Annotated in this window: 23 protein-coding genes and 2 pseudogenes; 9 read left to right on the top strand and 16 right to left on the bottom strand. The window is 57.6% G+C overall.

Translation table 11 applies throughout. The annotated features are described in order from the left end of the window. The 4 genes from ACIP66_RS23865 to fba all read left to right on the top strand — a co-directional run. The coding region (locus ACIP66_RS23865; protein ID WP_400651376.1) for a phosphoglycerate kinase at positions 1 to 1,107 on the top strand (1,107 nt) is incomplete at its 5' end. Between the two features lie 34 nt (positions 1,108 to 1,141). Then, positions 1,142 to 1,363, top strand: coding sequence for a hypothetical protein (locus tag ACIP66_RS23870; RefSeq protein ID WP_007913756.1), 222 nt, complete (start codon positions 1,142 to 1,144; stop codon positions 1,361 to 1,363). A gap of 57 nt (positions 1,364 to 1,420) precedes the next feature. Further along, positions 1,421 to 1,753: an MliC family protein gene (locus tag ACIP66_RS23875; RefSeq protein ID WP_159811850.1), complete on the top strand. Its 333-nt coding sequence runs from the start codon at positions 1,421 to 1,423 to the stop codon at positions 1,751 to 1,753. A gap of 271 nt (positions 1,754 to 2,024) precedes the next feature. Beyond that, positions 2,025 to 3,089 carry a class II fructose-bisphosphate aldolase gene (gene fba, locus ACIP66_RS23880; RefSeq protein ID WP_007913760.1) on the top strand — a complete coding sequence of 355 codons (1,065 nt, stop codon included), beginning with the start codon at positions 2,025 to 2,027 and terminating at the stop codon, positions 3,087 to 3,089. 125 nt (positions 3,090 to 3,214) lie between these two features. On the opposite strand, the gene trxA is transcribed toward fba, so the two are convergent. The 4 genes and pseudogenes from trxA to ACIP66_RS23900 form a co-directional block, all read right to left on the bottom strand. Further along, positions 3,215 to 3,532 carry a thioredoxin gene (trxA, locus tag ACIP66_RS23885; RefSeq protein ID WP_400651379.1) on the bottom strand — a complete coding sequence of 106 codons (318 nt, stop codon included), beginning with the start codon at positions 3,530 to 3,532 and terminating at the stop codon, positions 3,215 to 3,217. A gap of 182 nt (positions 3,533 to 3,714) precedes the next feature. After that, entirely contained in the window at positions 3,715 to 3,885 is a 171-nt protein-coding gene (locus ACIP66_RS23890) for a hypothetical protein (RefSeq protein ID WP_400651381.1), read from the bottom strand. A gap of 487 nt (positions 3,886 to 4,372) precedes the next feature. After that, positions 4,373 to 4,483, bottom strand: a pseudogene (locus ACIP66_RS23895) (polysaccharide lyase family 7 protein); the annotation flags it as partial. Between the two features lie 69 nt (positions 4,484 to 4,552). After that, positions 4,553 to 4,698 (bottom strand): annotated as a pseudogene (locus ACIP66_RS23900) (transcriptional regulator); the annotation flags it as partial. Between the two features lie 180 nt (positions 4,699 to 4,878). Here ACIP66_RS23900 and ACIP66_RS23905 point away from each other — a divergent pair. Then, entirely contained in the window at positions 4,879 to 5,334 is a 456-nt protein-coding gene (locus ACIP66_RS23905; RefSeq protein ID WP_400651384.1) for a ubiquitin-like protein, read from the top strand. 103 nt (positions 5,335 to 5,437) lie between these two features. Here ACIP66_RS23905 and ACIP66_RS23910 read toward each other — a convergent pair whose 3' ends face one another. After that, positions 5,438 to 6,106, bottom strand: coding sequence for a polysaccharide lyase family 7 protein (locus ACIP66_RS23910; protein ID WP_053124619.1), 669 nt, complete (start codon positions 6,104 to 6,106; stop codon positions 5,438 to 5,440). Between the two features lie 321 nt (positions 6,107 to 6,427). Between ACIP66_RS23910 and ACIP66_RS23915 the strand changes: the two genes are divergently transcribed. Genes ACIP66_RS23915 through ACIP66_RS23925 form a run of 3 tightly spaced genes read left to right on the top strand, consistent with a single transcriptional unit; the run spans position 6,428 to position 9,433 of the window. Further along, positions 6,428 to 8,551 carry a bifunctional diguanylate cyclase/phosphodiesterase gene (locus ACIP66_RS23915; protein WP_053124617.1) on the top strand — a complete coding sequence of 708 codons (2,124 nt, stop codon included), beginning with the start codon at positions 6,428 to 6,430 and terminating at the stop codon, positions 8,549 to 8,551. A 46-nt stretch (positions 8,552 to 8,597) separates the two neighbouring features. Continuing rightward, on the top strand, positions 8,598 to 9,086 hold the full coding sequence (locus tag ACIP66_RS23920; protein ID WP_400651387.1) for a YgjP-like metallopeptidase domain-containing protein: 489 nt from the start codon (positions 8,598 to 8,600) through the stop codon (positions 9,084 to 9,086). Between the two features lie 50 nt (positions 9,087 to 9,136). Beyond that, complete coding sequence (locus ACIP66_RS23925) at positions 9,137 to 9,433, top strand: helix-turn-helix domain-containing protein (RefSeq protein ID WP_016772794.1); 297 nt, start codon at positions 9,137 to 9,139, stop codon at positions 9,431 to 9,433. Between the two features lie 199 nt (positions 9,434 to 9,632). On the opposite strand, the gene ACIP66_RS23930 is transcribed toward ACIP66_RS23925, so the two are convergent. Continuing rightward, positions 9,633 to 10,085: a GNAT family N-acetyltransferase gene (locus ACIP66_RS23930; protein ID WP_053124612.1), complete on the bottom strand. Its 453-nt coding sequence runs from the start codon at positions 10,083 to 10,085 to the stop codon at positions 9,633 to 9,635. A gap of 255 nt (positions 10,086 to 10,340) precedes the next feature. On the opposite strand from ACIP66_RS23930, the gene ACIP66_RS23935 reads away from it, so the two are divergent. Beyond that, positions 10,341 to 11,078 carry a substrate-binding periplasmic protein gene (locus ACIP66_RS23935; RefSeq protein ID WP_400651390.1) on the top strand — a complete coding sequence of 246 codons (738 nt, stop codon included), beginning with the start codon at positions 10,341 to 10,343 and terminating at the stop codon, positions 11,076 to 11,078. A gap of 122 nt (positions 11,079 to 11,200) precedes the next feature. On the opposite strand, the gene yccS is transcribed toward ACIP66_RS23935, so the two are convergent. The 10 genes from yccS to betA form a co-directional block, all read right to left on the bottom strand. Beyond that, positions 11,201 to 13,393, bottom strand: a complete 2,193-nt coding sequence (gene yccS, locus ACIP66_RS23940) for a YccS family putative transporter (protein WP_400651391.1) — start codon at positions 13,391 to 13,393, stop codon at positions 11,201 to 11,203. Between the two features lie 219 nt (positions 13,394 to 13,612). Continuing rightward, positions 13,613 to 14,791, bottom strand: a complete 1,179-nt coding sequence (locus ACIP66_RS23945; protein WP_159814763.1) for an NAD(P)/FAD-dependent oxidoreductase — start codon at positions 14,789 to 14,791, stop codon at positions 13,613 to 13,615. Positions 14,792 to 14,943: 152 nt separating this feature from the next. Further along, the gene (dbpA, locus tag ACIP66_RS23950; protein WP_008085781.1) at positions 14,944 to 16,329 is read right to left on the bottom strand and encodes an ATP-dependent RNA helicase DbpA; all 1,386 of its coding nucleotides are present in this window, start codon (positions 16,327 to 16,329) and stop codon (positions 14,944 to 14,946) included. A 255-nt stretch (positions 16,330 to 16,584) separates the two neighbouring features. Then, positions 16,585 to 18,012, bottom strand: a complete 1,428-nt coding sequence (gene mdtD, locus ACIP66_RS23955; protein ID WP_008085779.1) for a multidrug transporter subunit MdtD — start codon at positions 18,010 to 18,012, stop codon at positions 16,585 to 16,587. Positions 18,013 to 18,200: 188 nt separating this feature from the next. Continuing rightward, positions 18,201 to 19,538, bottom strand: a complete 1,338-nt coding sequence (locus tag ACIP66_RS23960) for a TldD/PmbA family protein (protein WP_400651394.1) — start codon at positions 19,536 to 19,538, stop codon at positions 18,201 to 18,203. Next, positions 19,538 to 20,980 carry a TldD/PmbA family protein gene (locus ACIP66_RS23965; RefSeq protein WP_400651396.1) on the bottom strand — a complete coding sequence of 481 codons (1,443 nt, stop codon included), beginning with the start codon at positions 20,978 to 20,980 and terminating at the stop codon, positions 19,538 to 19,540. The genes ACIP66_RS23960 and ACIP66_RS23965 overlap by 1 nt, the downstream gene beginning before the upstream one ends. A 231-nt stretch (positions 20,981 to 21,211) precedes the next feature. Beyond that, complete coding sequence (locus ACIP66_RS23970) at positions 21,212 to 21,556, bottom strand: AzlD domain-containing protein (RefSeq protein WP_400651399.1); 345 nt, start codon at positions 21,554 to 21,556, stop codon at positions 21,212 to 21,214. Further along, positions 21,553 to 22,242, bottom strand: coding sequence for an AzlC family ABC transporter permease (locus tag ACIP66_RS23975; RefSeq protein ID WP_400651402.1), 690 nt, complete (start codon positions 22,240 to 22,242; stop codon positions 21,553 to 21,555). The genes ACIP66_RS23970 and ACIP66_RS23975 overlap by 4 nt, the downstream gene beginning before the upstream one ends. Before the next feature lie 35 nt (positions 22,243 to 22,277). Continuing rightward, positions 22,278 to 23,276, bottom strand: coding sequence for a hypothetical protein (locus ACIP66_RS23980; RefSeq protein ID WP_400651404.1), 999 nt, complete (start codon positions 23,274 to 23,276; stop codon positions 22,278 to 22,280). A 196-nt stretch (positions 23,277 to 23,472) separates the two neighbouring features. Next, entirely contained in the window at positions 23,473 to 25,176 is a 1,704-nt protein-coding gene (gene betA, locus ACIP66_RS23985) for a choline dehydrogenase (protein ID WP_400651407.1), read from the bottom strand. Positions 25,177 to 25,304: the final 128 nt, after the last annotated feature.

Genomic DNA, 25,304 nt, shown 5'->3' on the forward strand with positions numbered 1-25,304 from the left:
CCCGCCCTCACCGTCCCACTCACCGACGGTGTCGTCACCACCGAGGCGCGTAACCTGGCTTCGCTGCCGACCATCAAGCTGGCCCTGGAAAAAGGCGCGGCCGTGATGGTCTGCTCGCACCTTGGCCGTCCGACCGAAGGCGAGTTCTCTGCCGAGAACAGCCTCAAGCCTGTCGCTGACTACCTGAGCAAAGCGCTGGGCCGTGAAGTGCCGCTGGTGGCTGATTACCTCGGTGGCGTTGACGTCAAGGCCGGCGACATCGTGCTGTTCGAAAACGTGCGCTTCAACAAAGGCGAGAAAAAGAACGCTGACGAACTGGCCCAGCAATACGCCGCCCTGTGCGACGTGTTCGTGATGGACGCGTTCGGCACCGCTCACCGCGCCGAAGGTTCGACCCACGGCGTGGCCAAGTTCGCCAAAGTCGCCGCTGCTGGCCCACTGTTGGCCGCCGAACTGGATGCACTGGGTAAAGCGCTGGGCGCACCGGCTCAGCCAATGGCGGCCATTGTTGCCGGCTCCAAGGTGTCGACCAAACTCGACGTGCTGAACAGCCTGAGCCAGATCTGCAATCAACTGATCGTCGGCGGCGGCATCGCCAACACCTTCCTCGCGGCCGCTGGCCACCCGGTGGGCAAGTCGCTGTACGAACCGGATCTGCTCGACACCGCACGCGCCATCGCCGCCAAAGTCAGCGTGCCGCTGCCGGTTGACGTGGTGGTTGCCAAAGAATTTGCCGAGACCGCAGAAGCCACCGTCAAGCTGATCGCTGACGTCGCTGCTGACGACATGATTCTCGACATCGGCCCGCAAACCGCAGCCAACTTCGCCGAACTGCTGAAATCGTCGAAAACCATTCTGTGGAACGGCCCGGTCGGCGTGTTTGAATTCGACCAGTTCGGCAACGGCACCAAAGTGCTGGCCCAAGCCATCGCGGAAAGCTCGGCATTCTCGATTGCTGGCGGTGGCGACACCTTAGCCGCCATCGATAAATATGGCGTGGCTGAGCAAATCTCCTACATTTCCACCGGTGGTGGCGCGTTCCTCGAATTCGTCGAGGGCAAAGTGCTGCCAGCCGTTGAAGTCCTGGAAAGCCGGGCCAAGGCCTGAGGCCGCCCGTTTGGCCAGGCAAAGGAGTGTTCACATGGTCAAGTCGTTAGCACTGTTGTTGCTGACCGGTACGCTGGCGGCCTGCGGGAGTAACCCGAAGGCCGAAGCTACGCCGGCGCCGAGCGAGTCGCAGAAGGGCTGTTATCAGGCCGACTGGCAGGCCGAAACCAACCCGGTGCTGAACAAGCGCTCGGGCCCGGACGGTCTGGACAAATACGAGACGCAAACCCCGGCCAAGGAACATGGTTGTCCTTGACGGGTCTGACTCTTTAACTCAGGGCTGGCGGCGTGCGCCGTCAGTCGAGGAACACGGATGAAAGGCTTGATCGCCATTGCGGCGTTGGCATTGTTGGGCGGTTGCGCGCAGTTGAACCTGTTCCAGTCGTCTGCCCCGGCGGATAACTGGACGACCTGGACCTGCGACAGCCAGGCCAAAGTGCTGTGGCGCTACGCCGATGCCGACAAGAAGGAAGTCGACGTTCGACTGGGCGGCGGTGATCAGGTCTATCGCCTGAAAGAAGAGCCGGGCGCTTCGGGCACGCTGTACAGCGACGGCATGCTGGCGTTCCACGTCAAGGGAGAGGAAGGCCTGGTGTACTGGGTCGCCACCAATGACCTGATCGGCCGCGGCTGCAAAGCCGAGTAATTGCAACACCACAGATCCAATGTGGAAACAGATCCAACTGTGGGAGCGAGCTTGCTCGCGAAAGCGGTGGATCAGCTTGCATCAATGTTGGCTGTTGAAATGCATTCGCGAGCAAGCTCGCTCCCACAGGGGTTCTGTGTAGCTCTCAGGATTCTGCTTTATCGAATCACCAGACCGGGCCTCAACCCCCGATCTGCAATCACTTGAATAGCCGCCGCCGCTCCGGCAGGCTGGCACGATTAACGACCCTCAACCGGGAGAGACACACACAATGGCACTTATCAGCATGCGCCAGATGTTGGACCACGCAGCCGAATTCGGCTACGGCGTTCCAGCTTTCAACGTCAACAACCTTGAGCAGATGCGCGCCATCATGGAAGCCGCTGACAAGACTGACTCCCCGGTGATCGTTCAGGCTTCGGCCGGCGCTCGCAAATACGCCGGCGCACCATTCCTGCGTCACCTGATCCTGGCCGCGATCGAAGAGTTCCCGCACATCCCGGTGTGCATGCACCAGGACCACGGCACCAGCCCTGACGTCTGCCAGCGTTCGATCCAACTGGGCTTCAGCTCGGTAATGATGGACGGCTCGCTGGGCGAAGACGGCAAGACCCCGACCGACTACGACTACAACGTCCGCGTTACCCAACAAACCGTGGCCATGGCTCACGCCTGCGGCGTTTCGGTAGAAGGCGAGCTGGGCTGCCTGGGTTCGCTGGAAACCGGCATGGCCGGTGAAGAAGACGGTATCGGCGCCGAAGGCGTTCTGGATCACAGCCAAATGCTGACCGACCCGGAAGAAGCCGCTGACTTCGTCAAACGCACCCAGGTCGATGCCTTGGCCATCGCCATCGGCACCAGCCACGGCGCCTACAAGTTCACCAAGCCACCTACTGGCGACGTGCTGGCGATCGACCGTATCAAGGAAATCCACAAACGCATCCCGAACACCCACCTGGTGATGCACGGTTCCTCGTCGGTGCCACAAGAGTGGCTGGCGATCATCAACCAGTACGGCGGCGACATCAAAGAAACCTACGGCGTACCGGTTGAAGAAATCGTCGAAGGCATCAAGTACGGCGTGCGCAAGGTCAACATCGACACCGACCTGCGTCTGGCATCCACCGGCGCCATGCGTCGCCTGATGGCCACCAACCCGAGCGAATTCGACCCACGTAAATTCTTCGGCGCGACCGTGACCGCAATGCGTGATGTTTGTATCGCTCGTTATGAAGCGTTCGGTACTGCGGGCAATGCTTCGAAGATCAAACCGATCTCACTGGAAGCGATGTATCAGCGTTATCTGAAAGGTGAGTTGAACGCTAAGGTTAACTAAACGTTTGGTTTGACCTGTTAAAGAAACCCGCCGAGAGGCGGGTTTTTTTTGTGGAAAAGTTATATGGGAAATACCCTCTTGTATATGGCATAGATAGGTGTTTTAGGCTCAGCTGTAAAAGTGGTTTAGATATAGCTATCAATAATTTTCGCATATTCGGATTTAGGAGAGGCGCCTGTCTTAGTTAATACGGCTTCACCATTTTTAAAAAGAATGATGCAGGGTAAATTACGCACGGCATACTTTGCTGATATTTCCCCGCATTCATCGACGTTAACTTTCACAAAGATAGCACGACCTTGATAAGAATCGGATAGCTCCTCGATGACGGGGGCGATCACTTTGCAGGGGCCACACCATTCGGCCCAAAAACGAACCAAAACGGGAAGTGCAGATTTCAATACAATTTGATCAAAATTCGAATTGGTAACTTCAATGCTCATAATATTCACCTGTTTCACTTTGTGAGGCTTCGCACCAGCGAACTGCAGGTCGCGGATTTATTGATGACTACGAGAGCTAAATTAGCTAATCGTAAACGGTACCTCGTTGGACCAGTCGAGATTGTTACCTACAGTACCGTTTTCCTCCAATTGTCGCGTTACCGCAATGTAGGTTCCGGGGTTCAAGTTGTGAGTCTGAATTCCAAGTTACCACTGCCGAACGAGGTGCCCTGTCCGAGCATAATTCCTGCTGTTTTAATCGCAACGAAGATTCGGGCGTTTGCCGGTCCTTGCCCTTTTACAAGGGCGGTGTTGCCAGTGACGGTAATGCTGTGAATGGTGGTGGTGGCCATTGCTCGATCCTTCATGTTGTGGGGGGGGGCTCGGGCTATTTTTAAACGAGTGACCAGTTTTGCACACCTGTTAGAAATAACAGTCTCGACGAACGGCTATCCATCATTGGCATTTCATAGTTGTCGAGATTAGCCAGAGGCTTTCTTAGAAAAGAGGGGGCGTATCGCAAAAAATTATAAAAGACTGTCAGGTTTGACAGTGGGCAGTTTGTTCGAATGGCCCCGCCTAAAATCCTACGTCAAGTCATGGAGTACTGAGTCATGGGTATTAAGAATGTCGACCTGTCGCAGCGATGAAACTTTGTAGGAGTGAGCCTGCTCGCGATCGCGGTGGGTCATTCAGCACAGATGTTGAATGCTGGTCCGACATCGCGAGCAGGCTCACTCCTACAGTTGGATCGGATGTGATCTGCCAGGTAGGAGGTGTCTGCGAGGCCGTCATCGTTGGAAAGCCAACTCCCACCGGGGGGTGGGGGGCCTCGGTGGGTTATTTATCGTGATCGATATCCAGTTTGGTAAAGGTCACCTGGCCGCCTTCGCTGGTGTAGCCGGTGTTGTCTTGCACGTAAACCCCGGCCTTGAAGTACAGCGGCTTATTTCACCACGTCGCGCGCTGAAAACCCGACCGCTATTGCCCTCAGGAGTGCTGACTTGGAGCGAGGTCATTTCATTCGAATAAATCCCCAAGCTCTTCAAGGGTTGGCATGGCGGCTGGAACGACTGCGAGTTCACGCGCACCCAGCACCCGTGCATACGCGATCATGCCGACGGATAAGTGCCTTTCTCTACTGGGATGACTTTGTGGCGTGTCAGCGGGAATGGCCTTAGCCGAATGCCACTGTTTGCCGCTCCAAACATTGAATGAGCTTCTTATTGGTTTTCCTGATTTTTAATTCTAAATTGTTATTAAAAACTGTCAGCTTTGACAGTGGTGGTTCCATGTTCAGAGGATGAAAATTCCAGCCTCATTTGATCTAGGTAAAGAATATTATTATGGATGCGATAATTCAGGCTCAATTGGACTCGACTCTATTGGGTGATGGGGTCGTTGTAGAATATGTCTTTAATGATGCGATCACAGGCGCGCAGGAGCATCGGATATTTACAGGTAAGCTGAAAGAAAAAGATAGTTCAATGCTGACGATTGTTGGCGAAGGCGGTGATGGTGATATTAGAGTCGTGTTGATTAAAAGGATTGTCAGCTTTAAACCCGAGGCTAAATTTTTATCCGTTGATGCAGGAGCCGGAAGGATAATAAAACTGACCGTTAGTACGTCAGATTCGATAGAAATTGTAAAAGCAAAAATTCAGGACAAAGAAGGTACTGTTCCTGATCGGCAACGACTATTGTTTGCAGGCAGGGAGCTCCAAGATGGGCGCACGTTGGACTCCTATGGAATCAAGGAGAACTCAACTTTGCATTTGGTACTACGTTTACACGGAGGGTAAATTGCGTGCTGAACTACTTGTTAATCGGTGCGCCGCAAAAGATTATTCCCACCGTAGAGGCAGCCTGAGGCTGCTCCTACAGTACTGTGGGGTTGGTGATGGATCATTTATCGTGATCGATATCCAGTTTGGTGAAGGTCACCTGACCGCCTTCGCTGGTGTAGCCGGTGTTGTCTTGCACATAAACCCCGGCCTTGAAGTACAGCGGCTTATTCCGCCACGTTGCGCTGATCTGGGAATCCCATTGATAACCGGCCGCGCTCACGCCTAGCGCGCCGCCCGGGCTCAGGTGAATGAGGTAGTTGAACTCGTTATCCAGTTTGATCCCGGTGGCCAAGGTAATAACGCGGCTTTCTTTGTCATCCGGGTGCATGCGCACTTTGATCACGAGATTGCCGGTTTCAGTCTTGGTCTTGTACTGATATTCAAGTTTCACCATTGGCCGCTGGCTTTCATACGCATGAATCTGGCCGATCACGATTTTGCCCGAGCTCGGCACTTTGTTGACCGTAACCGTCGCGCGCAGCAAGTTGTCGGCGTCGGGGTAGTACCAGTTGCGCAGCGTGCCATTGCTGTAAGTCTCGCGCAGTTCAGTGCGCGGATAGATGGCGTTTTCGGTTTTAGAGCCGGTGACCGGTGACCAGAAGAACAAGGTGCCGGTGTCGGAATGGAAGTACTGATCTTTGAAGCCATTCACCAGTTTTGAGGTTTCGACGGTGTACGGCGGACTGCCGACGGGAACGCTGAGGTTCCAGGTTGCGAGATCGATCATGTCGGTTCTTCCACTCAATTCATCCTGAACGCGGGTGCCAGGAGCTCTAGCCCGCGTCTTTTGGGGGCGGCCTTTATAAGCGTAGAGGCGTTTTTTGTTAACGCCCGTTTGGCAGATGATTGACGTCAACATCCTGTCGAAATGCCATCTTTCCCGGATTCCGGGGGCTGCAGCGGTGACCGTTAGTCGGTAAATGGCACGTTTGGTTAAATGATGGCCTGATGACAGCTATTGCTTTTACAGATCCCGGACTAGAGTGAACGCTCAGTATGTGTACGGTTTTTACCGGAACCGACCTGTAGTCCCGAGAAGAGAAGCAGCATGGAATGCGCGCAACCCCCGCCAGGTGAAGGCAACTCTGTCCTACTGATTGTTGATGATTACCCTGAAAACCTGATCAGCATGCGCGCGTTGCTGCAGCGTCAGGACTGGCAGGTCATCACCGCCGCCTCCGGTTTCGAGGCGCTCAGTCTGTTGCTGGAACACGACGTCGATCTGGTACTGCTCGATGTGCAGATGCCGGGTATGGACGGTTTCGAGGTCGCGCGGCTGATGCGCGGCAGTCAGCGTACGCGCCTTACGCCAATTATTTTCCTCACCGCCAACGAGCAATCTCAGGATGCCGTGATCAAGGGTTACGCCAGCGGTGCAGTGGATTACCTGTTCAAACCGTTCGATCCACAGATTCTCAAGCCCAAGGTGCAGGCGTTGCTGGAACACCAGCGTAATCGCCGCGCCTTGCAGCGTTTGAGTCATGATCTGGAAGCGGCGCGAGCCTTTAATGCTTCGGTATTGGATAACGCTGCCGAAGGGATTTTGGTGGTGGGCGAGGACGGCGTGATCCGTTTTGCCAACCCGGCGATTTCTCGGTTGCTCAACGCGCCAGTAACGGAGCTGGAGGGTAAGGAGTTTCTCGACTACCTGCAGAAACCGCACATTCCCGTGTGGGCCGATTCCGAGTTTTATGCCGGCTACAAACGCGGGGAAACCCTAAGACTGCACGACGCTTTATTACGCACCGCGCCGGGGCAGCAGGTGCCGGTGGCACTTTCATGTGCTGCGCTGCCGTCTGAGCAGCACGCGATGGTGGTGACCGTGCTGGACATGTCGGTCGTACGTCACCTTCATCAGCAACTGGAATTCCAAGCGGTTACCGATCCTTTGACCGGTTTGCTCAATCGCCGAGGTTTCTACCAGACCGTTGAAAACCTGCTGCTGCGTGGGGAGCGCAGCGACAGCAGTTGGGTGCTGCTGTATCTGGATCTCGATGGCTTCAAACGGGTCAACGATTCGCTGGGTCACGATGCCGGCGACCGCGTGTTGCGCTGGGTCTCTGAACAGTTGAAGGCTTGCCTGCGACCGTTCGATATCCTCGCGCGTATGGGCGGCGATGAATTCACCGCACTGCTGGATCTGGAATTCCCTGAGCAAGCGGCAAAGATCGCCGAGAAACTCATCGAGCGCGTTTCCATCTGCCAGCAAATCGAAGGACTGGATATCGCCCTCGGCGCCAGTATCGGCATCGCGACGTTTCCGGACTGCGGCTCAAACCTCGACGGACTGCTGCGCGCCTCGGACATTGCCATGTACGAAGCCAAACGCGCCGGTCGTCAGCAATATCGCTTCTATGATCACGAAATGAATGGCCGCGCCCGTTCGCGCTTGATGCTCGAAGAGAGCGTGCGCACCGCCATCGAGAACCGTGATTTCAATCTCGTTTATCAGCCGCAAGTGGCCATCGACACTGGCCAGATCCGTGGGTTTGAAGCACTGCTACGCTGGCAGCACCCGAGCGTTGGCGATGTTCCGCCAGGGCTGTTTTTACCGTTGCTCGAAGAGGCGCGGTTGATCAGTCGGCTCGGCAGCTGGATTTATCATCGCGGCGCTGGTCAACGCAAAGCCTGGGAAACCTTGTTCGCTGAAGATCTGGTGCTTGGTGTGAGTTTGAGCAACACCCAGTTCAGCATGCCGAATCTGGTCACTGAATTGCGTCAGGTCATGGAGCGCCATGCGCTGCAGCCTCGGCAACTGGAAGTTGAAGTCACCGAAGAAGCCTTGATGCAAAACCCTGACGAAACCCGCAAGCAACTGCGCTTGCTGCGCAATCTCGGCGTGCGGGTGGCACTGGATGATTTCGGTTCTGGCCCGTGTTCGCTGGCGCATCTGCGTGATCTGGAGCTGGACACACTCAAACTTGATCGCCATCTCATCGCTCGATTGCCGGACTCTGCGCGCGACGCCTCACTGGTCAGCACGGTGATCAACCTTTGCAAACAGTACGGTTTGCTGGTGATCGCCGAAGGGGTCGAAACCATCGAGCAATACCAATGGCTGCAGGCGCATGGCTGCGAGTACGTGCAAGGTTTCCTTGTCGCACGGCCATTGATCGCCGAAGACGCCGCCAGCTTCGCCGAGCCTTTCGACTGGAGCGCGCTGCCCGGTTGAATTCGCTACACTGGCGCACCTTTTTTTCGAACCGTGCCGCCCGTCCATGACCGTGTTGAAGTACCTCCAGGCCTATCCCGCGCAATTGCAGGATCAGGTGCGCCAACTGATCGCCGAAGGACGTTTGGGCGATTACCTGAGCCAGCGTTATCCGGGGCGGCACGATGTGCAGAGCGACAAGGCGTTGTACAGCTACGCGCTGGATCTCAAGCAGGAATACCTGCGCAACGCCCCGGCCATCGACAAGGTGCTGTTCGACAACCGCCTCGACCTGACCCACCGCGCCCTCGGTCTACACACCACGGTGTCGCGGGTGCAGGGCGGCAAGCTCAAATCGAAGAAAGAAATTCGTATCGCCTCGTTGTTCAAGGAGGCCGCGCCGGACTTTCTGAAAATGATCGTCGTGCATGAACTGGCGCACTTCAAAGAGTCGGATCACAACAAGGCGTTTTATAAATTGTGCGAGCACATGCTGCCGGGGTATCACCAGATCGAGTTTGATCTGCGCGTGTACCTGACGTGGCGGGATTTGTAGGAGCTGCCGCAGGCTGCGATCTTTTGATTTTCCAATTAATGGGCCCATGCATGGACGTCAGCAAGACCAAAAGCAGTTTCTATCGCCGCCTATACGTGGCGTACCTGATCGACAGCGGCCTGGCGCCGAGTGTGCCGACGCTGACCGAAGTGACCGGCATGCCCCGGCGCACGGCGCAGGACACGATCGCGGCGTTGGCGGATCTGGACATCATTTGTGAATTCGAGCAAGAAGAGGGCGCACGCAACCATGCCGGGCGTTATCGGATTCGCGAGTGGGGGGCGATTGATCGGGGGTGGATTGAGCGGAATTTGCGGCAGATCAAGGCTGTATTGGAATATCCATAGAGCCCCTCACCCTAGCCCTCTCCCGGAGGGAGAGGGGACTGATTGGGGGATATTGGAGAAGTACGCCGACGTGAACGAGTGCTTCTGAATCCATAATCGATGCGGTTTTTCAGGTCGGCGTATAGCGCCAGACAACGCGGTCAGTCCCCTCTCCCTCTGGGCGGTCCGACGTTTCGGGAGGGCTAGGGTGAGGGCTGATTCAGGAGCGACGCATTCCAATATGCGGAATGTCATCCTCCAGATATTCCTCACCCGCCACCACAAACCCGTACTTGCCGTAATACCCCTGCAAATGCGCCTGCGCCGACAGATAGATCGGTATCGCTGGCCAGTTCTTCTCAGCCTGTTTCAACGCCTCTTCCAGCATCTCGTGGCCCAGGCCTTTACCGCGTCCTTCCGTTGAGGTCAGCACGCGGCCAATCACCACGTCACCGCCCTGGGATTCCGGATCCAGCAGGCGCAGGTAGGCGACCAGTTGATCATCGGCCCAACCCATCAAATGGCAGGTGTCGCCGGCCAGATCCTGACCATCGGGATCCAGGTAGGCACATTTCTGTTCAACCACGAACACTTCCGAGCGCAGCTTCAAAATGGCGTACAGCTGCTCCTTGCCCAGATCGCTGTGATGTTTGCAGATCCACTCGATATTCATTTGCCGACTCCTTGAACGTGTGTCCGGATACTAAGCGTCCACGCCTTTGATGTCTGCATGGCGTAAGAGTCTGTGACAAAGATCAAAATGCCATCATTCCTTTCTCGCGGTCGTCACGTCTTTGTGTAATCTGCTGGAGAGCGCTGTGCACTGGCTCCGTTGAGCTACTGTTAGTGCCTGGGTTTTGCCGGTAAGGGGCCTTGGGGTTTTGACTGAAAACAGGCCGGGCAGCCCGCCCGCTAAGGATTTTCAAGCATGCCGCGTGTGTATCGAGCCTTTGCGTTGATCGGACTGCTCCTGCTGGCTCAAACCGCTGCAGCGGACAAGCTGCGGCTGGTGTTTGATATCTGGCCGCCCTTTACCGACGACACGCTGGTCAATGGCGGGCTGGCCACCGACATCGTCAGCACCGCGCTGGCCCGCGCCGGTTATGCCAGCGGCTACGAGCAAGTGCCGTGGGCACGGGCGCTGATGGGGGTGGGCGAAGGGCGTTATGACGTGTTGGTCAACGCTTGGTACAACGAAGACCGCACCAGACTCGGGCAGTTTTCCGGCGAATATCTGCTCAACCGCATCCGCTTTCTCAAGCGCAAAGACACGCCACTCGACTATTCCAATCTGCAACAACTGCACACCTATCCGATTGCGGTGGTGCGCGGTTATGCGTATTCAGCGCCGTTCGATGCCGACACGGCGTTGCAAAAAATCCCTGTGCATAACTTCGCCATGGCCGTGCGCATGCTCGCGGCGGATCGGGTCAAGTTGACGCTGGAAGATGAATACGTGGCGAAGTATTACCTGGCGCGGGAATCAGCCAAGGTGCGCAATTCCGTGGAATTTTTGCCCAAGCCGTTGAGTGAGAACAGCCTGCATATTTTGGTCAGCCTGAAGAATCCGCAGCATGCGCAGATTGTCGCGGGGTTTGATAAGGCGATTGCGGCGATGAAGGCGGATGGGAGTTATGAGCGGATGCTGCGCCAGCATGGGATGTGAGTTTCTGATCCCAGAGTTGTGTTGTTCCTGATGGCCTCTTCGCGAGCAAGCTCGCTCCCACATTGGATTTGTGAACGACACAGAACAAATGTGGGAGCGAGCTTGCTCGCGAAGGCGTCCTGTCAGCCAGCACTAATCTCACTGGTATCCTTGATCAGATGCGCCGCCAAAGTGCGCAACGGCCCCAACTGACGACAGATCAACGCCAACTGCGTCTGCACCAACCGCTGCCCTTCATCAATCTCATCGGCCATCTGCTCCAGCTCATTGGCCAGCGCTTCTTCTTCATCACTCTGAATCGCAATCGGCTGTTTACTCGCAAGCCCCTGAGCAATTTCATCAATGCTTGCCGCCAGTTTCACTCCGGCGCCATCGATCAACTGCTCGCGCACCTCAGCTGGCAACTGCGTCTCGCGATGCGCGCCCAGGCCGGACAGATAGCTCAACAAGGTGTGCGACAACACCAGAAAGCGGAAACCGACATCCGCTTCCTTCCTGAAATGCCCCGGCTCCATGAGCATGTTCGCCAGCGTCGTCGACAGCGCGGCATCGGCGTTGTGTGCATTGCGCCGGGCCAGACGATAAGCGAGGTCGTCGCTTTTGCCAGCGGCGTATTGCTGCATGATCTGCCGCAGATAGACGCTGTTGCAGGTCAGGGTGTTGGCCAGCACTTTGTTCAGGCGTCGACCCTGCCAGTCCGGCAGGAACAGGAACACCGCGAGCCCCGCAATCAAGCTGCCGAGCAAGGTATCGAACAGCCGTGGCAGGAACAGCCCGTAACCGTCGCCGACCTGATTGAAGCAGAACAACACCATGATGGTGATCGCGGCGGTCGCCAAGGTGTAGCGCGTGGTGCGGTTGGTAAAGAACACCACACCGGCAGCGATGGCGAAACACGATTGCACCAGCGGGTTCGGGAACAGATCGAACAGCGCCCACGCCACGGTCAGGCCGATGGCGGTGCCGAAGATCCGCTGACCGAGTTTGCGCCGCGTCGCGCCGTAGTTCGGCTGGCAGACGAACAGCGTGGTGAGAATGATCCAGTAGCCTTGCGACGGGTGAATCAAATGCACCATGCCGTAGCCGATACTCAGTGCCAATGGCAGGCGCAGGGCATGACGGAACAGCAGCGACGTCGGCGTCAGTTGTGTGCGCAGGCGAATCCACACGTCTTTGAAATTGCGTGGTGAACGGTCGAGCAGGCTGCTGTCGGTCGCGTCAGCCAAGGCATCGGGGTTGCTCGCGTCGCTGAGCAAGCGGTCGAGGGTGCCGAGGTTGGCGGCCAGTGCGCGCAGCGAGCGCAGCAGCCCGCGCCAGGCCGGATTGCTCTGGATGCGCAGGTGTTCGAGGGACGCGTCGAGGTCGCTGAGGGCTTCGGCGAAACTGGCGTCGTAGATGAACGGCTGACGCAACTGGATCGACTCGGCCAGCGCTCGGCAGGCTTTGCCTTGCTGGCGCAACAGGCGTTGGCAGCGGAACAGCACGTCGCTGTGGAAAAACGCATCAGCGAGGGCGTTGTACGGATAGTGCGAAGAACTGGCGCGTTCGTGAATGTCCTGCGCGAGGAAGTACAGCTTCAAGTAGCGGCTGACTTTCGAGCCGGGGCGACCGTTGCCGACCCGGTGCAGGATGATTTCCTTGGCACTGTTCAGCGCCGCCACCACACGACCGTTTTGCTGGGCCAGTTCCAGACGCCGCGATTCGACGTCCATCTGCCTAATCGGCTCGAACAGCGAGGATTTCAGCTTCAGGTAATAGCCCAGTTCGCGAAACAATCGCGCCAGACTTTGCTGCACCGGTTGATTGGAAAACAGCGCCTGCCACAACACCGAGAGCAAGCCGTACCACGCGGCGCCGGCGACCAGCAGCATCGGTTCGTGCCAGAAATCGGTGACCGCGCCGCCGCGCTGATCCACGCCGATCATCGTGTACACGGAGAGGATTAATGTCGCCGAAGCAATCGCCCCATAACGCTCGCCGAGCGCACCGAGCATGGTCAGGCCGAAACTCGCCAGCGCCAGGGCAATGGCAAACACGATGGGGTAGGGGAAGAGCAATTCCACCGACAGCGCGGCGATGCTGAAACACACCAGCGTCACGGCGAGGGCATTGAGGCGGCCCTGCCAACTGTCGTCGGTTTCGGCCAGGGCGCTGGCGATGATGCCGAGGAACAACGGGATCAACAGGCCCATTTCATCCTGATACCAACACAGCGCCATGCTGCCGGTCAGGGCGATGAACACCCGCACGCTGTAGCTGAATTTATCCAGCGCCCACAGGCGCCGCAAAGACTGACGAAACGAGGTCGAGGACATGAAGTGCGAAGGCCTTCCGAGGCGATGCCGCTAAATTGAGCCAGTAATGACGCCGACGCAATGGCGGCGATCACATCTGACAGCAAAAAGTGTTCCTTGATCGCCTCGCGACCCCTTGTAGGAGCTGCCGAAGGCTGCGATCTTTTGATCCTGTTTTTTAAAATCAAGATCAAAAGATCGCAGCCTTCGGCAGCTCCTACAGGGGGAGTGTTGTTTCGGTCAGGCGTATTGCGCGGCGGCGTAGCCGGAGGCCCAGGCCCACTGGAAGTTGAAGCCGCCCAGATGCCCGGTGACGTCGAGCACTTCGCCAATGAAATACAGGCCGGGGCTTTTCAGCGATTCCATGGTTTTGGACGACACTTCGCGGGTATCGACGCCACCGAGAGTCACTTCGGCCGTGCGATAACCTTCAGTCCCCGCCGGCACGACTTTCCAGCTGCCCAGCTTCTCGGCGATTTCCGCCAGCTCTGCGTGGGTGTACTGCTTCATCGGTTTGGAGACAAACCAGTTGTCCGCCAGCAGGTTGGCCATCTTCTTGGTGAAAATCTCACCGAGCAGAGTTTTCAATTCACTGTTCGGGCGCTCGGCCACTTGCTGTTGCAGCCAGCTCGCCGCGTCGTGATCCGGCAGCAGGTTGATCTCCACTGTATCGCCCGATTCCCAGAACGACGAGATCTGCAAAATCGCCGGGCCGCTGAGGCCGCGGTGAGTGAACAGGATGTTCTCGCGAAAGCTCTGATCGTTGCAGCTGACCAGACAATCCACCGACGTCCCGGACAGCTCGGTGCACAACTCCTTGAGCTGATCGGTGATGGTGAACGGCACCAGGCCGGCGCGGGTCGGCAGCAATTCGTGACCGAACTGCTTGGCCACTTGATAACCAAAACCGGTGGCGCCCAGCGTCGGGATCGACAGGCCGCCGGTAGCGATCACCAGCGACTGGCACTGAACCTGACCAAGGGTGGTGTCGAGCAGGTAACCGCTCTCGACTTTCTCGATGGTCTGAATCGACGTGTCGAGGTGCAGCTCGACGCCGGCCTGATCGCACTCGGTGAGGAGCATTTCGAGGATGTCGCTGGATTTGTTATCGCAGAACAGCTGGCCGAGTTTTTTCTCGTGGTACGGCACGGCGTGTTTGCCGACCATGCCGATGAAATCCCACTGGGTGTAACGCGCCAGTGCGGATTTGCAGAAGTGCGCATTCTGCGAGAGAAAATTGCTCGGTTCGGTGTACATGTTGGTGAAATTGCAGCGGCCACCGCCCGACATCAGGATTTTCTTGCCGGCCTTGTTCGCATGGTCGAGCAGCAACACCTGACGCCCACGCCCGGCGGCGGTCAGTGCACACATCAACCCAGCGGCGCCAGCGCCAATGATCACGACTTCGGTAGAGCGCAAAACGGTGTCCTCATGGTGGGTCGCTACAAAACAAACTGTGGGAGCGAGCTTGCTCGCGAAAGCGGTGTGTCATTCAACGTGATGTCGACTGACAGATTGCATTCGCGAGCAAGCTCGCTCCCACAGGGGATCTTCGTTAAATGGAAGATCGGTTACAGGATACGCACGCGCAGCGAACGGCCCTTGATCTTGCCGTCGTTCAGGCGCTGCAACGCTTGCATGGCCACGGTGCGGTCTACAGCCACATAAGCCTGGAAATCGAAGATCGCGATCTTGCCAACCTGCGCGCCCGGAATACCGGCATCACCCGTCAGTGCACCCAGAATGTCGCCCGGACGAACCTTGTCTTTACGGCCAGCACCGATGCACAGCGTGGTCATCGGCGGCTGCAGCGGGGCGAGGCCCTGGGACTTGAGGTTATCGACCTGATCCCAGTTCAACGGCGATTTCTGCAGTTGCTCGATGGCTTGCGCGCGATGCGCTTCGCCCGGTGCAACCAGGCTGATCGCGATGCCTTTCTCGCCAGCGCGACCGGTACGGCCGACGCGGTGAATGTGGATTTCCGAATCGCGCGCCAGTTCGACGTTGATCACCATGTCCAGCGCATCGATGTCCAGACCACGGGCGGCAACGTCGGTGGCAACCAGTACCGAAGTACTGCGGTTGGCGAACATCGCCAGCACCTGATCGCGATCACGCTGTTCCAGATCGCCGTGCAGGCCGACGGCGGAAATACCTTTGGCGGTCAGGTGATCGACGGTTTCCTGCACTTGTTGCTTGGTGAAGCAGAACGCCACGCACGACGCCGGGCGGAAGTGGTGCAGGACTTTGGTCACCACGCTCATGCGATCTTCCGGGGAAATCTCGTAGAAGCGCTGCTCGATCTGCGTGTCATCGTGGAACGCTTCGGCTTTCACCGTTTGCGGGTCACGCATGAATTTCGACGCCAGTTGCTTGATGCCCACCGGGTACGTCGCGGAGAACAGCAGGGTCTGACGACGCTCCGGGGTCTTGACGATGATGTCTTCGATGGCGTCGTAGAAGCCCATGTCGAGCATGCGATCGGCTTCGTCGAGGATCAGCGTGTTCAGGCCATCGAGCACCAGCGAACCTTTGCGCAGATGCTGCTGAATGCGCCCCGGGGTGCCGACGATGATGTGCGCGCCGTGTTCAAGCGAAGCGATCTGCGGGCCAAACGACACGCCGCCGCACAGGGTCAGGACTTTGATGTTGTCTTCGGCACGGGCCAGACGACGGATTTCCTTGGCGACCTGGTCGGCCAGCTCACGCGTCGGGCAGATCACCAGCGCCTGGCAACCGAAATAGCGCGGGTTGATCGGGTTAAGCAGACCGATGCCGAACGCGGCGGTTTTGCCGCTGCCGGTCTTGGCCTGAGCGATCAGATCCATCCCTTTGAGGATCACCGGCAAGCTCTGCGCCTGGATCGGCGTCATCTGGGCATAACCGAGGGATTCGAGGTTAGCCAGCATGGCGGCGGACAGCGGCAGAGTATTAAAAGCGGTGGCGATGGTGGTCACGGGACTGGCCTGCAAAACAAAATGTCGCGCAGTGTAGCAGCCCCGTGCCACTTTCCTCGAAAGTTCTGGACGAACAGTGACTAAAACCAGAAGTGAAGGATTTACCTGTGGCGAGGGGATTTATCCCCGTTGGGGTGCGCAGCACCCCCCTATACCTGCCACCTCGGTACATCAGACCGATCGCATTAACCTTTTGGGGCTGCTGCGCAACCCAACGGGGATAAATCCTCTCGCCACAAAAGCCAGCATGGCAAATTAATGTTCAATGTGTTCTTCCGGCCGTTTCGCGCGGCGGCCGTCTTCTTTCGACAGCTGTGAGAATATCGTCGCCGCCAACATCGCCATGATCCCGACCGTGACAAAGGTCAGCTGGAAGGCACCTAGCACAGTCTCCACACCATCATTACCGACCTCCGCCGTAAACCCGCCAAGCAACGCACCCGCGCAGGCAACACCTAGACTCAACGACAACTGCGCCACCACCGATAGCAAACTGTTGCCGCTACTGGCGCTCGCGTCATCCAGATCGATCAACGTCACCGTGTTCATCGCCGTAAACTGCAGCGAGTTGATCGCGCCAAGTACCGCCAGCAGACACAACAGCAACCAGTACGGCGTCTGCTCGCTGACCAGGCCCATGCTCGCCAGCATGATCCCCAGCGCCAGCGTGTTGCCGGTGAGGACGATGCGGTAACCAAGCCGCTCAATCAACGGTCGCGCCACCCACTTGGCGATCATCGCCGCAGCGGCCAGCGGCAGCATGCTCATCCCCGCTTGTGACGGTGAATAACCCAGCGCGACTTGCAGCAGCAACGGCACCAGAAACGGCAATGCGCCGCTGCCCAGACGCGCAAACAGGTTGCCAAGAATGCCGACGGCAAAAGTGCGGGTCTTGAACAGTGACGGCGCGAACAGCGGGTTTTCGATATGCCCGGCACGCAACCAGTACGCCGCCAGACAGGCCATGCCGCCGAACAGCAGCAACATCACGCGCAGGTGCGGCAGATGCAATTCGCCAAGGCCTTCCATGGCGATGGTGATCAGGATCATCGCCGCGCCGAACAGCAGGAAACCCAAGCTATCGAAGCGCGTACGTTCAGTGCCGCGCAGGTCGGGAATGAATTTCCACACCGCGTAGCAGCCGATAACGCCGACCGGCAGGTTGATCAGAAAGATCCAGTGCCACGTCAGGTATTCGACCATCCAGCCGCCCATGGTCGGGCCGATCAACGGGCCGAGCAGACCGGGAATGGTGATAAAGCCCATGATCCGCACCAGTTCGGATCGCGGATAAGCGCGCAACACCACCAGTCGCCCGACCGGCAGCATCAACGCACCGCCCAGGCCTTGAATGACGCGAGCGCCGATCAGCATGCTCAGGCTGCTCGACAGCGCACAAAGCAGCGAGCCGAAGCTGAACAGCAGAATCGCACCGAAGAAGATTTTCTTGGTGCCGAAGCGGTCGGCGATCCAGCCAGAGGCGGGGATCAGCAATGCCACGGTGAGCATGTAGGCGATGATCACACCCTGCATGCGCAGCGGATCCTCGGCGAGATCGCGGGCCATGGCGGGCAGGGCGGTGTTGAGAATGGTGCCGTCGAGAGACTGCATGAAAAACGCAATGGCCACGACCCACGGCAACCAGCGGGCGGTGATGGCGTCGAGAGGCGGGCGATTGGGCATGGAACCTCTGATGGGTGGTTAATCCAGATTCTTGTTCAAACATGAAACCCTGTGGCGAGGGGATTTATCCCCGATGGGTCGCGCAGCGGCCCAAAAAGCGGGACTGCTGCGCAGTCCATCGGGGATAAATCCCCTCGCCACAGTTTCTATTCCAACAGTTGATTCCCTGTGTGCCGGGGATCTTTGTTTTACAGCGTTAGCGTAAGTCGGCTAACCAGCGCCCCCGGCAGTAACGCCGACGAGGTATTGCGCTGGCTGTACGTGCTCGCCGACAGCAGCAACTCGCGCTCCGCCGTCAGCGCTTCCAGCTGCGAACCCAGCAAGCTGTACGCGCTGTCGTCAAAACGCATGGTGCTCACCGGCGCCTGAATTTCGCCGTTCTCGACCCAGAAGGTTGCAAAACGGGTCATGCCGGTCATGCGTGCCGCCGGTTGATCCGAGAAATTCAGGTACCAGAGGTTGCTGATGTACAGCCCGGTGCCCAACTGCTTGAGGATATCTGCTTGCGACAGATCCCCCGCCGCCATGTTCAACGCACTCGGCGATTCACCGCCGCTGGCGCCGTTAGCGGCCAAACCATATTCCGCCGCACTGCGTGAACCAACCAGTTGATCGCCCGCCTTGCCCTCTACAATCAAACGCAGATCACTGCGCGGATAACCCTCACCGGAAAACGCCGGGCTCAGTGAGTCGCTGACCTTTTCGTCCAGCGACACCAGTGGGCTGAACGCCTGATCGCCGACATACAACTTCTGCAACGGGCTGCTTTTGCTCGCGATCGACTGCGCCGAAAATCCGCCCCAGCTCAACATGCCCATGATTTCTTCCAACGCCGCTGGCGCCAGATACGCGCGGTACTGCCCCGGTGCCAAGGTGCGCAACGGCCGACCGAGAAATTCCAGTTGCTCGCGCGCCTGACCGAAGCGCTTGGCGAACCCTTCGCTGCTCCAGTCATGCCCGGCGTAGCTGGCTTTCACCGCTTCGCCGTTCTCGTGAAACAGGCTGAAGTCGAAGTTGAAGCTGTTCGCCTGATGCCAGCCAAACGCCCCCGAAGAACTGGCGAAACCACGGCTGATCGGCCCGGCGGCATAGAAGCCCACCAAGTCGAGACCTTCAGCAGCGGCGCAGATTTCATCGACCACCTGTTCCGTGTCCGGCAGCGGATGTTCCTGCACATTCTTGCTCTGCCAGCCGTTGTGATTGAGCAGCAGATACGGATCCTGCGGCAACAGCGGCAAGGTTTCGCGCAGTTGTTGCAGGCCTTCGGCGAGGCGTTGCAGATCGCCTTCCTGATCACCGGACAGGGTGACCTGCAGGTCGGCGTGACGCCCGTCGTTGATCAGTTTCAGAACGATATTGGCCTGCTGCACTTGCCCGGCCTGGCGCACCTTGGCGTGGTTGAAACGCACGAACGCCGAGGATTCAGCGGCATAGCTGAGGGTGAACTGTTCCGGCTCGCGCACGCTGTCGCGTAGCCAATTGACCATGACCTTGAAGGCGTCGGACTGACTCTTCGAAATGCTCATCAGGCGTCTCCCCCAAACACATCAACGTTGCTGAATACGCAGGCCGGCGAAGCGTGGCCGACGCGGATCACCTGGTTCGGTTCGCCCTTGCCGCAGTTTGGCGTGCCCAGCACCTTGACGGTGTTGGCGTCGCCGACGGCGCGCAGGCTTTTCCAGAAATGCGCGGAAATCGCCCGGTAATTCGGGTTTTTTACTACGCCTTTGAGTTCACCATTCTCGATCAACTGACCCCATTCGCAGCCGAACTGGAATTTGTTGCGCGCATCGTCAATCGACCATGAGCGGTTGGTGCTCATCAAAATACCGTGCTCGATGCCTTCGATCAGCTTGTTCAACGGCTGATCGCCCGGCTCGATATTGAGGTTGGCCATGCGGTCGATCGGCGCACGATTCCAGCCGCAGGCGCGGCTGTTGGCGACGCCGTCCATGCCGGCACGGAATTGCGACAGCGCACCGCCCAATGGACGCAGCAGCAGGCCTTCGCGAATCAAAAATTGTTTGCTGGCTTGGGTGCCGTCGTCGTCATGGCCGTAGCTGGCGAGTTCTTCGGGAATGCCCGGGTCGAAGGTTACGTTGAGCAGCTTCGAGCCGTATTGCAGGGTGCCGAAGTCACTGGCCTTGACGAAACTGGTGCCGGCGTAATTGCGTTCATCGCCGAGGATGCGGTCGAGCTCCAGCGGGTGGCCGATGGATTCGTGGATCTGCAGCATCATCTGATCGGGCATCAACAGCAGATCGCGCGGGCCTTGCGGGGTGTTTGGCGCGAGCAGCAATTGCAGGGCCTGATCGGCGACTTGCGGGCCGGCGCCGATCAGGCCGCAGCGGCTGATTACATCAGCGCCGCCCTGTTGGCCGAAGTTTTCGCGGCCGAGGCTGCGGGTCTGGCTGTCGTTGCCGTCGTAGGCGGTAACGTCGAGGCCTGGGTAGACGAAGCGCTGGGCCTGGCGCAATTCAGCCCCGGCGCTGCTCAGGTAGATCTGTTCGACGTGAGTAATGCCGATGCTCACCTGCCAATTCACCAGGCGCTCATCCTTTGGCACCGAGGCGGATTCCGCGCCGAGCAGCTCAAAGCATTCGCTCAGGGACGGGAAGGGTTGTTCGAGATTGGGCGAGAAGTAATCAGCGCGATCGCTGGACACTGGCTGATCGCGCAGGTCGAGCAAGGCGTGCGGCTTCAGGCGACGGGCCTGAGTTTCGGCGCGTTCAAGCGCAGCTTGCAGGCCTTGTTGCGACAAATCGTTGGTCGCCGCGTAGGCCTCAACGCCGTTGACGCGAACGGTGAGCATAGCGCCTTCGTCACGGCTCAGGCTCGGCGGTTCGGCAACGTTCTTGCGCACCGACAGGTACTGGCCGGACTCGCGTACGTATCGCAGGGAAAAAAACTCAGCGCCCGTGCGCAAGGCAGCGAAGCGCTGCTTGAGCTGGGGGTGGAAATCGAACATTCGGGAACCTCCTTGTAAGGGGGAAGCAGTAACGCGACGGCGGGGAGGGGGTGAAACGGTTGCGCGAGGTCTAGAGTAGGCCTGCGTGGGGGTAGGATCAAGGGCGGTGCCGAAGAGGGGAATCTGTTGCCGAGTGGACGTTCATCGCGACAGTCGCAGGTGAATTCGTGAGCGCGCCAGTCCCGAGCGGCTCACGAGGGGTAACTGTGCACGAAGTGCAGGTGTTTAAAATCAGTTATTCAGATAGACGAACGCGAGTAAATAAATCACCAGACTTGCCAGGAAGCTGGGGAGTATCTGTTTCGTTTTGGCGACGACAACGAATGTTCCTGCCAGCAGCAGTATTTTCAACCCGTCGATTATCTGAAACTGCTGTAGAAGACTCGGCGCATCAAGTTTGTTGAAAGCGGTGTCGTAGATGATCACGCCTAACATGGCTTGGGCGCTGTAACTGACAAAACGGTAGAACGAACCGTTGGTGTGCGTCAGCGCCGGGGTGTTCTTGAAAGCGAATGGCAGAGCCCTGAAAGCAAAAGCTGTTACAGCCGCGAAGCTGATGAGTAACCAGAGCATCATTGACTGGTTGCTCCTTTACGACTGCAGAGATTTTCAATCATCACTATCAGGCCACCAATGACGAAGGGCGTTATCAACAGGCTGTAGTCTTTAAACAGCAGGACTAGCAGAGGGGCGCTGATGAAACCCAGCCAATAGCTGGAAACCTCCATGTAGTGTGGCCAGTGCTTGCCGGCCAGCGCGGTAAATTGAAGGGGTAGTAGCATGGTAATGGCGGCAGCGATCACCGGTGAGCTCAAACCTGCTCCAGCCACAAATCCGATGTAGGTGCAGATAATCGATACGGCGAAGATCGGTGCGCCTACGCCAAGCAAATACGCAAAAGGGAAGCTGGCGCTTTGTTTGAAACGTGTCATGCAGGCTGTGAAGATTGATGGCGTAAACAAAATCAGCGACGCCAGAATCTGGCGCGTCGACGTCGTTTTCAAATGAGGTACCAGTGTCGCTGAAAGCAAGACAAAACGAGCATTGAGCGCCAGGATGATTGGAATCAGCAACCAGCCATCGCTATGGTTTTGTATAAGCAGAAACTGCAGTGGGGTGGAAAAAATGAACAACGTTGTCGCCAGCACCTGACTCAGCGAGAGTGCTTGTGTTGCGCCCAACATCCCGATTGATAGATACAGAAAGATGAACGCGACGCCAAAGCTTATAGCGTCGCGGCCGCCATCTTTAAGCGTTTGCATGAAAGTGGATTGGTGTAGTGGTTGGCAAGCACTCATCAGCTGGCTACCAACAGGGCTGGCTGTTCGTTCAACGAATAGTACTGCTTGCGAGGCCCTTTACTGCGAAACAGCAGGCGTGGTGTTGTAGCAAATGTTGATTCGGCAGCGCGTGAGCGAGCCTCATTGACGCTGATATCAAGCGTGGGGCGCGCATGCAGTACTTTGTTGTTGGCAACGATCAGGAACGTGCCTGTTTCTGCAGTGGAGAGGCTGCATTTCGCGGCTGACAGTCCTGCGCGGATTTTATCCAGTACCTCTTGTCCACCGTTGATTGCCCGCATCCGTTCGCCACTTTGAGCGTCGATACGGAAGTCCAGTGAAAACCGGTAACCATTCCAATCGTCATATTCAACGACATTACGCACTCTTTCTTTCGTCCCTGTGACGTTTTTGCCGGACACAAAAATCGCCCGCATGCCTAATAAAGTTTGCAGTTCTTCGTCGTCGAGGGAGAGCAGCAAGTCGGCAGGATAATAATAAGCGGTCGGCGTTTGGGTTGTGTCTCGGCATACGGTGAGCGCAAGTAAATCGACATTCAGATGTTCATAAAGATTATCAGAGTGCGGCGTAATATCGCCGTGGCCGTTACCCCATTCCCGAAAGTTTTCACCGAACGGTTTCAGATACAACGCTTTATGATCTTCATACTCATATTTAATATCGGTCAAGTGGAACAGGTCGGCCAATGCTTCGTGGACAGTGAGGGCCAGTTCGGGAGAGTCGATTTTGAATATGTTTCGGATGCATACGGCGGCAACGCCGCCAGCGCAGCCGATTTTATCAAAATAGGCAGCGTCTTCTGAGTGAAGGTGTTCGAGAAACAAGCTTGTCAGTTTTATTTTGAGGGTGTGTATATCTTGTGCGCTGTTCTTTTTCCACCACGACTCAATGACGCCGCTCAGGTAACTGAAATCAAGAGTAACAGTTGTTTCTCGGGAAAGTTTCTGGCGAAATAAATCGGCAGACATAAATCGTTTATTGCAGTTGAGCGCCATTGGCCTTCCTTGGGTTATGGTTTTTGCTGGCGCGCATACTAATGTTTTTATTTGAAAGAAGTTGTTGGCAATTATTACAAGACTTGTTTGTTCTGCGGATGGCTAATTGCCCAGAGTGAGTTGTGCAAAGCGAATAAAAAAGCCGCCGATTCTATAAAAAGAAACGGCGGCTTTCGATTGCGTGAGTAGCGGGCTGTCAGTGCGCAGCCGGGGTGATATCACGCATCGGCTTGCCCTTCACCGGTGCATCGCCCGCAACATAGTACGGTGCGGTGCTGCGTGGCAGCGGCTGGCGGCCACGGATCTTGTCGGCGATTTTCTCGGCGATCATGATCGTCGGCGCGTTCAGGTTGCCGGTGGTGATGATCGGCATGATCGAAGCATCGACCACACGCAGGCTCTGCATGCCGTGCACGCGACCTTCGCCATCAACCACGGCCATCTCGTCGGTGCCCATCTTGCACGAGCAGGACGGGTGGAACGCGGTTTCGGCGTGCTCGCGGATGAACTTGTCGAGCTGCTCATCGGTTTGCACTTCGATGCCCGGGCTGATTTCGCGGCCACGGAAAGCGTCCAGCGCAGGCTGCTGCATGATTTCACGGGTCAGGCGGATGCCGTCGCGGAATTCCTGCCAGTCCTGCTCGGTGGCCATGTAGTTGAAGAGGATGCTCGGGTGCTGGCGCGGGTCTTTCGACTTGGCCTGGATGCGACCACGGCTTGGCGAGCGCATGGAACCCATGTGCGCCTGGAAACCGTGCTCTTTCACACCGTTGCTGCCGTTGTAGTTAATCGCTACCGGCAGGAAGTGGTACTGAATGTTCGGCCATTCGAATTCCGGACGCGAACGGATGAAACCGCCGGCCTCGAACTGGTTGCTGGCGCCGATGCCGGTGCCGTTGAACAGCCACTCGGCACCGATGGCTGGCTGGTTGTACCAGAGCAGCGACGGGTACAGCGAAACCGGTTGGGTGCACGCGTATTGCAGGTACAGCTCAAGGTGATCCTGCAGGTTTTCACCGACGCCTGGCAGGTCGTGAACCACCGGGATGTCGAGCGACTTCAGCAGTTCGGCCGGGCCGACACCGGAACGCTGCAGAATCTGCGGCGAAGCGATCGCGCCGGAGCACAGCAGCACTTCTTTGCGCGCTTTGACTTCTACGCGTTCTTCAGCCGAACCGACCAGGTAGCGCACGCCAACTGCACGCTTGCCTTCGAACAGAATCTTGTCGGTCAGGGCGTGGGTGACGATGGTCAGGGTCGAACGCTTTTTCGCGGTGTCGAGGTAGCCACGGGCGGTGGAAGCACGACGGCCGTTCGGCGTCACGGTGCGGTCCATCGGGCCGAAGCCTTCCTGTTGATAACCGTTCAAGTCTTCGGTGCGCGGGTAACCGGCTTGTACGCCAGCTTCAACCATGGCGTGGAACAACGGGTTGTTGCCAGCCTTCGGCGTGGTCACGCTGACCGGGCCTTCGCCACCGTGGTAATCGTTCGGGCCGATGTCGCGGGTTTCGGCTTTGCGGAAGTACGGCAGGCAGTCGAGGTACGACCAGTTTTCCAGGCCCGGCAGTTTCGCCCAGCCGTCGTAGTCCATTGCGTTACCACGGATGTAGCACATGCCGTTGATCAGCGAGGAACCGCCGAGGCCTTTGCCGCGACCGCATTCCATCCGGCGACCGTCCATGTGTGGCTCGGGGTCGGTTTCGTAAGCCCAGTTGTAGCGACGACCTTGCAGCGGGAACGCCAGAGCAGCCGGCATTTGCGTGCGGAAGTCGAGACGATAGTCAGGGCCGCCTGCTTCGAGCAGCAGAACGGTGACGCCGGCGTCTTCAGTCAGACGGGTCGCCAGGGTGTTACCGGCCGAGCCGGCACCGATGATGATGTAATCGAATTCTTGGGACATTGAATGCACCCTCTTTGAAGTTGGTCAGGTCAACTGTGACCGCGCACCTGTGGCGAGGGGATTTATCCCCGTTCGGCTGCGCAGCAGTCGCAGAATCAGCGACTGGGTTCTGTCTGGATATTTGCAGT

The organism is Pseudomonas sp. NPDC088429 (genome assembly GCF_044753305.1).
GTDB classification, from domain to species: domain Bacteria; phylum Pseudomonadota; class Gammaproteobacteria; order Pseudomonadales; family Pseudomonadaceae; genus Aquipseudomonas; species Aquipseudomonas rustica.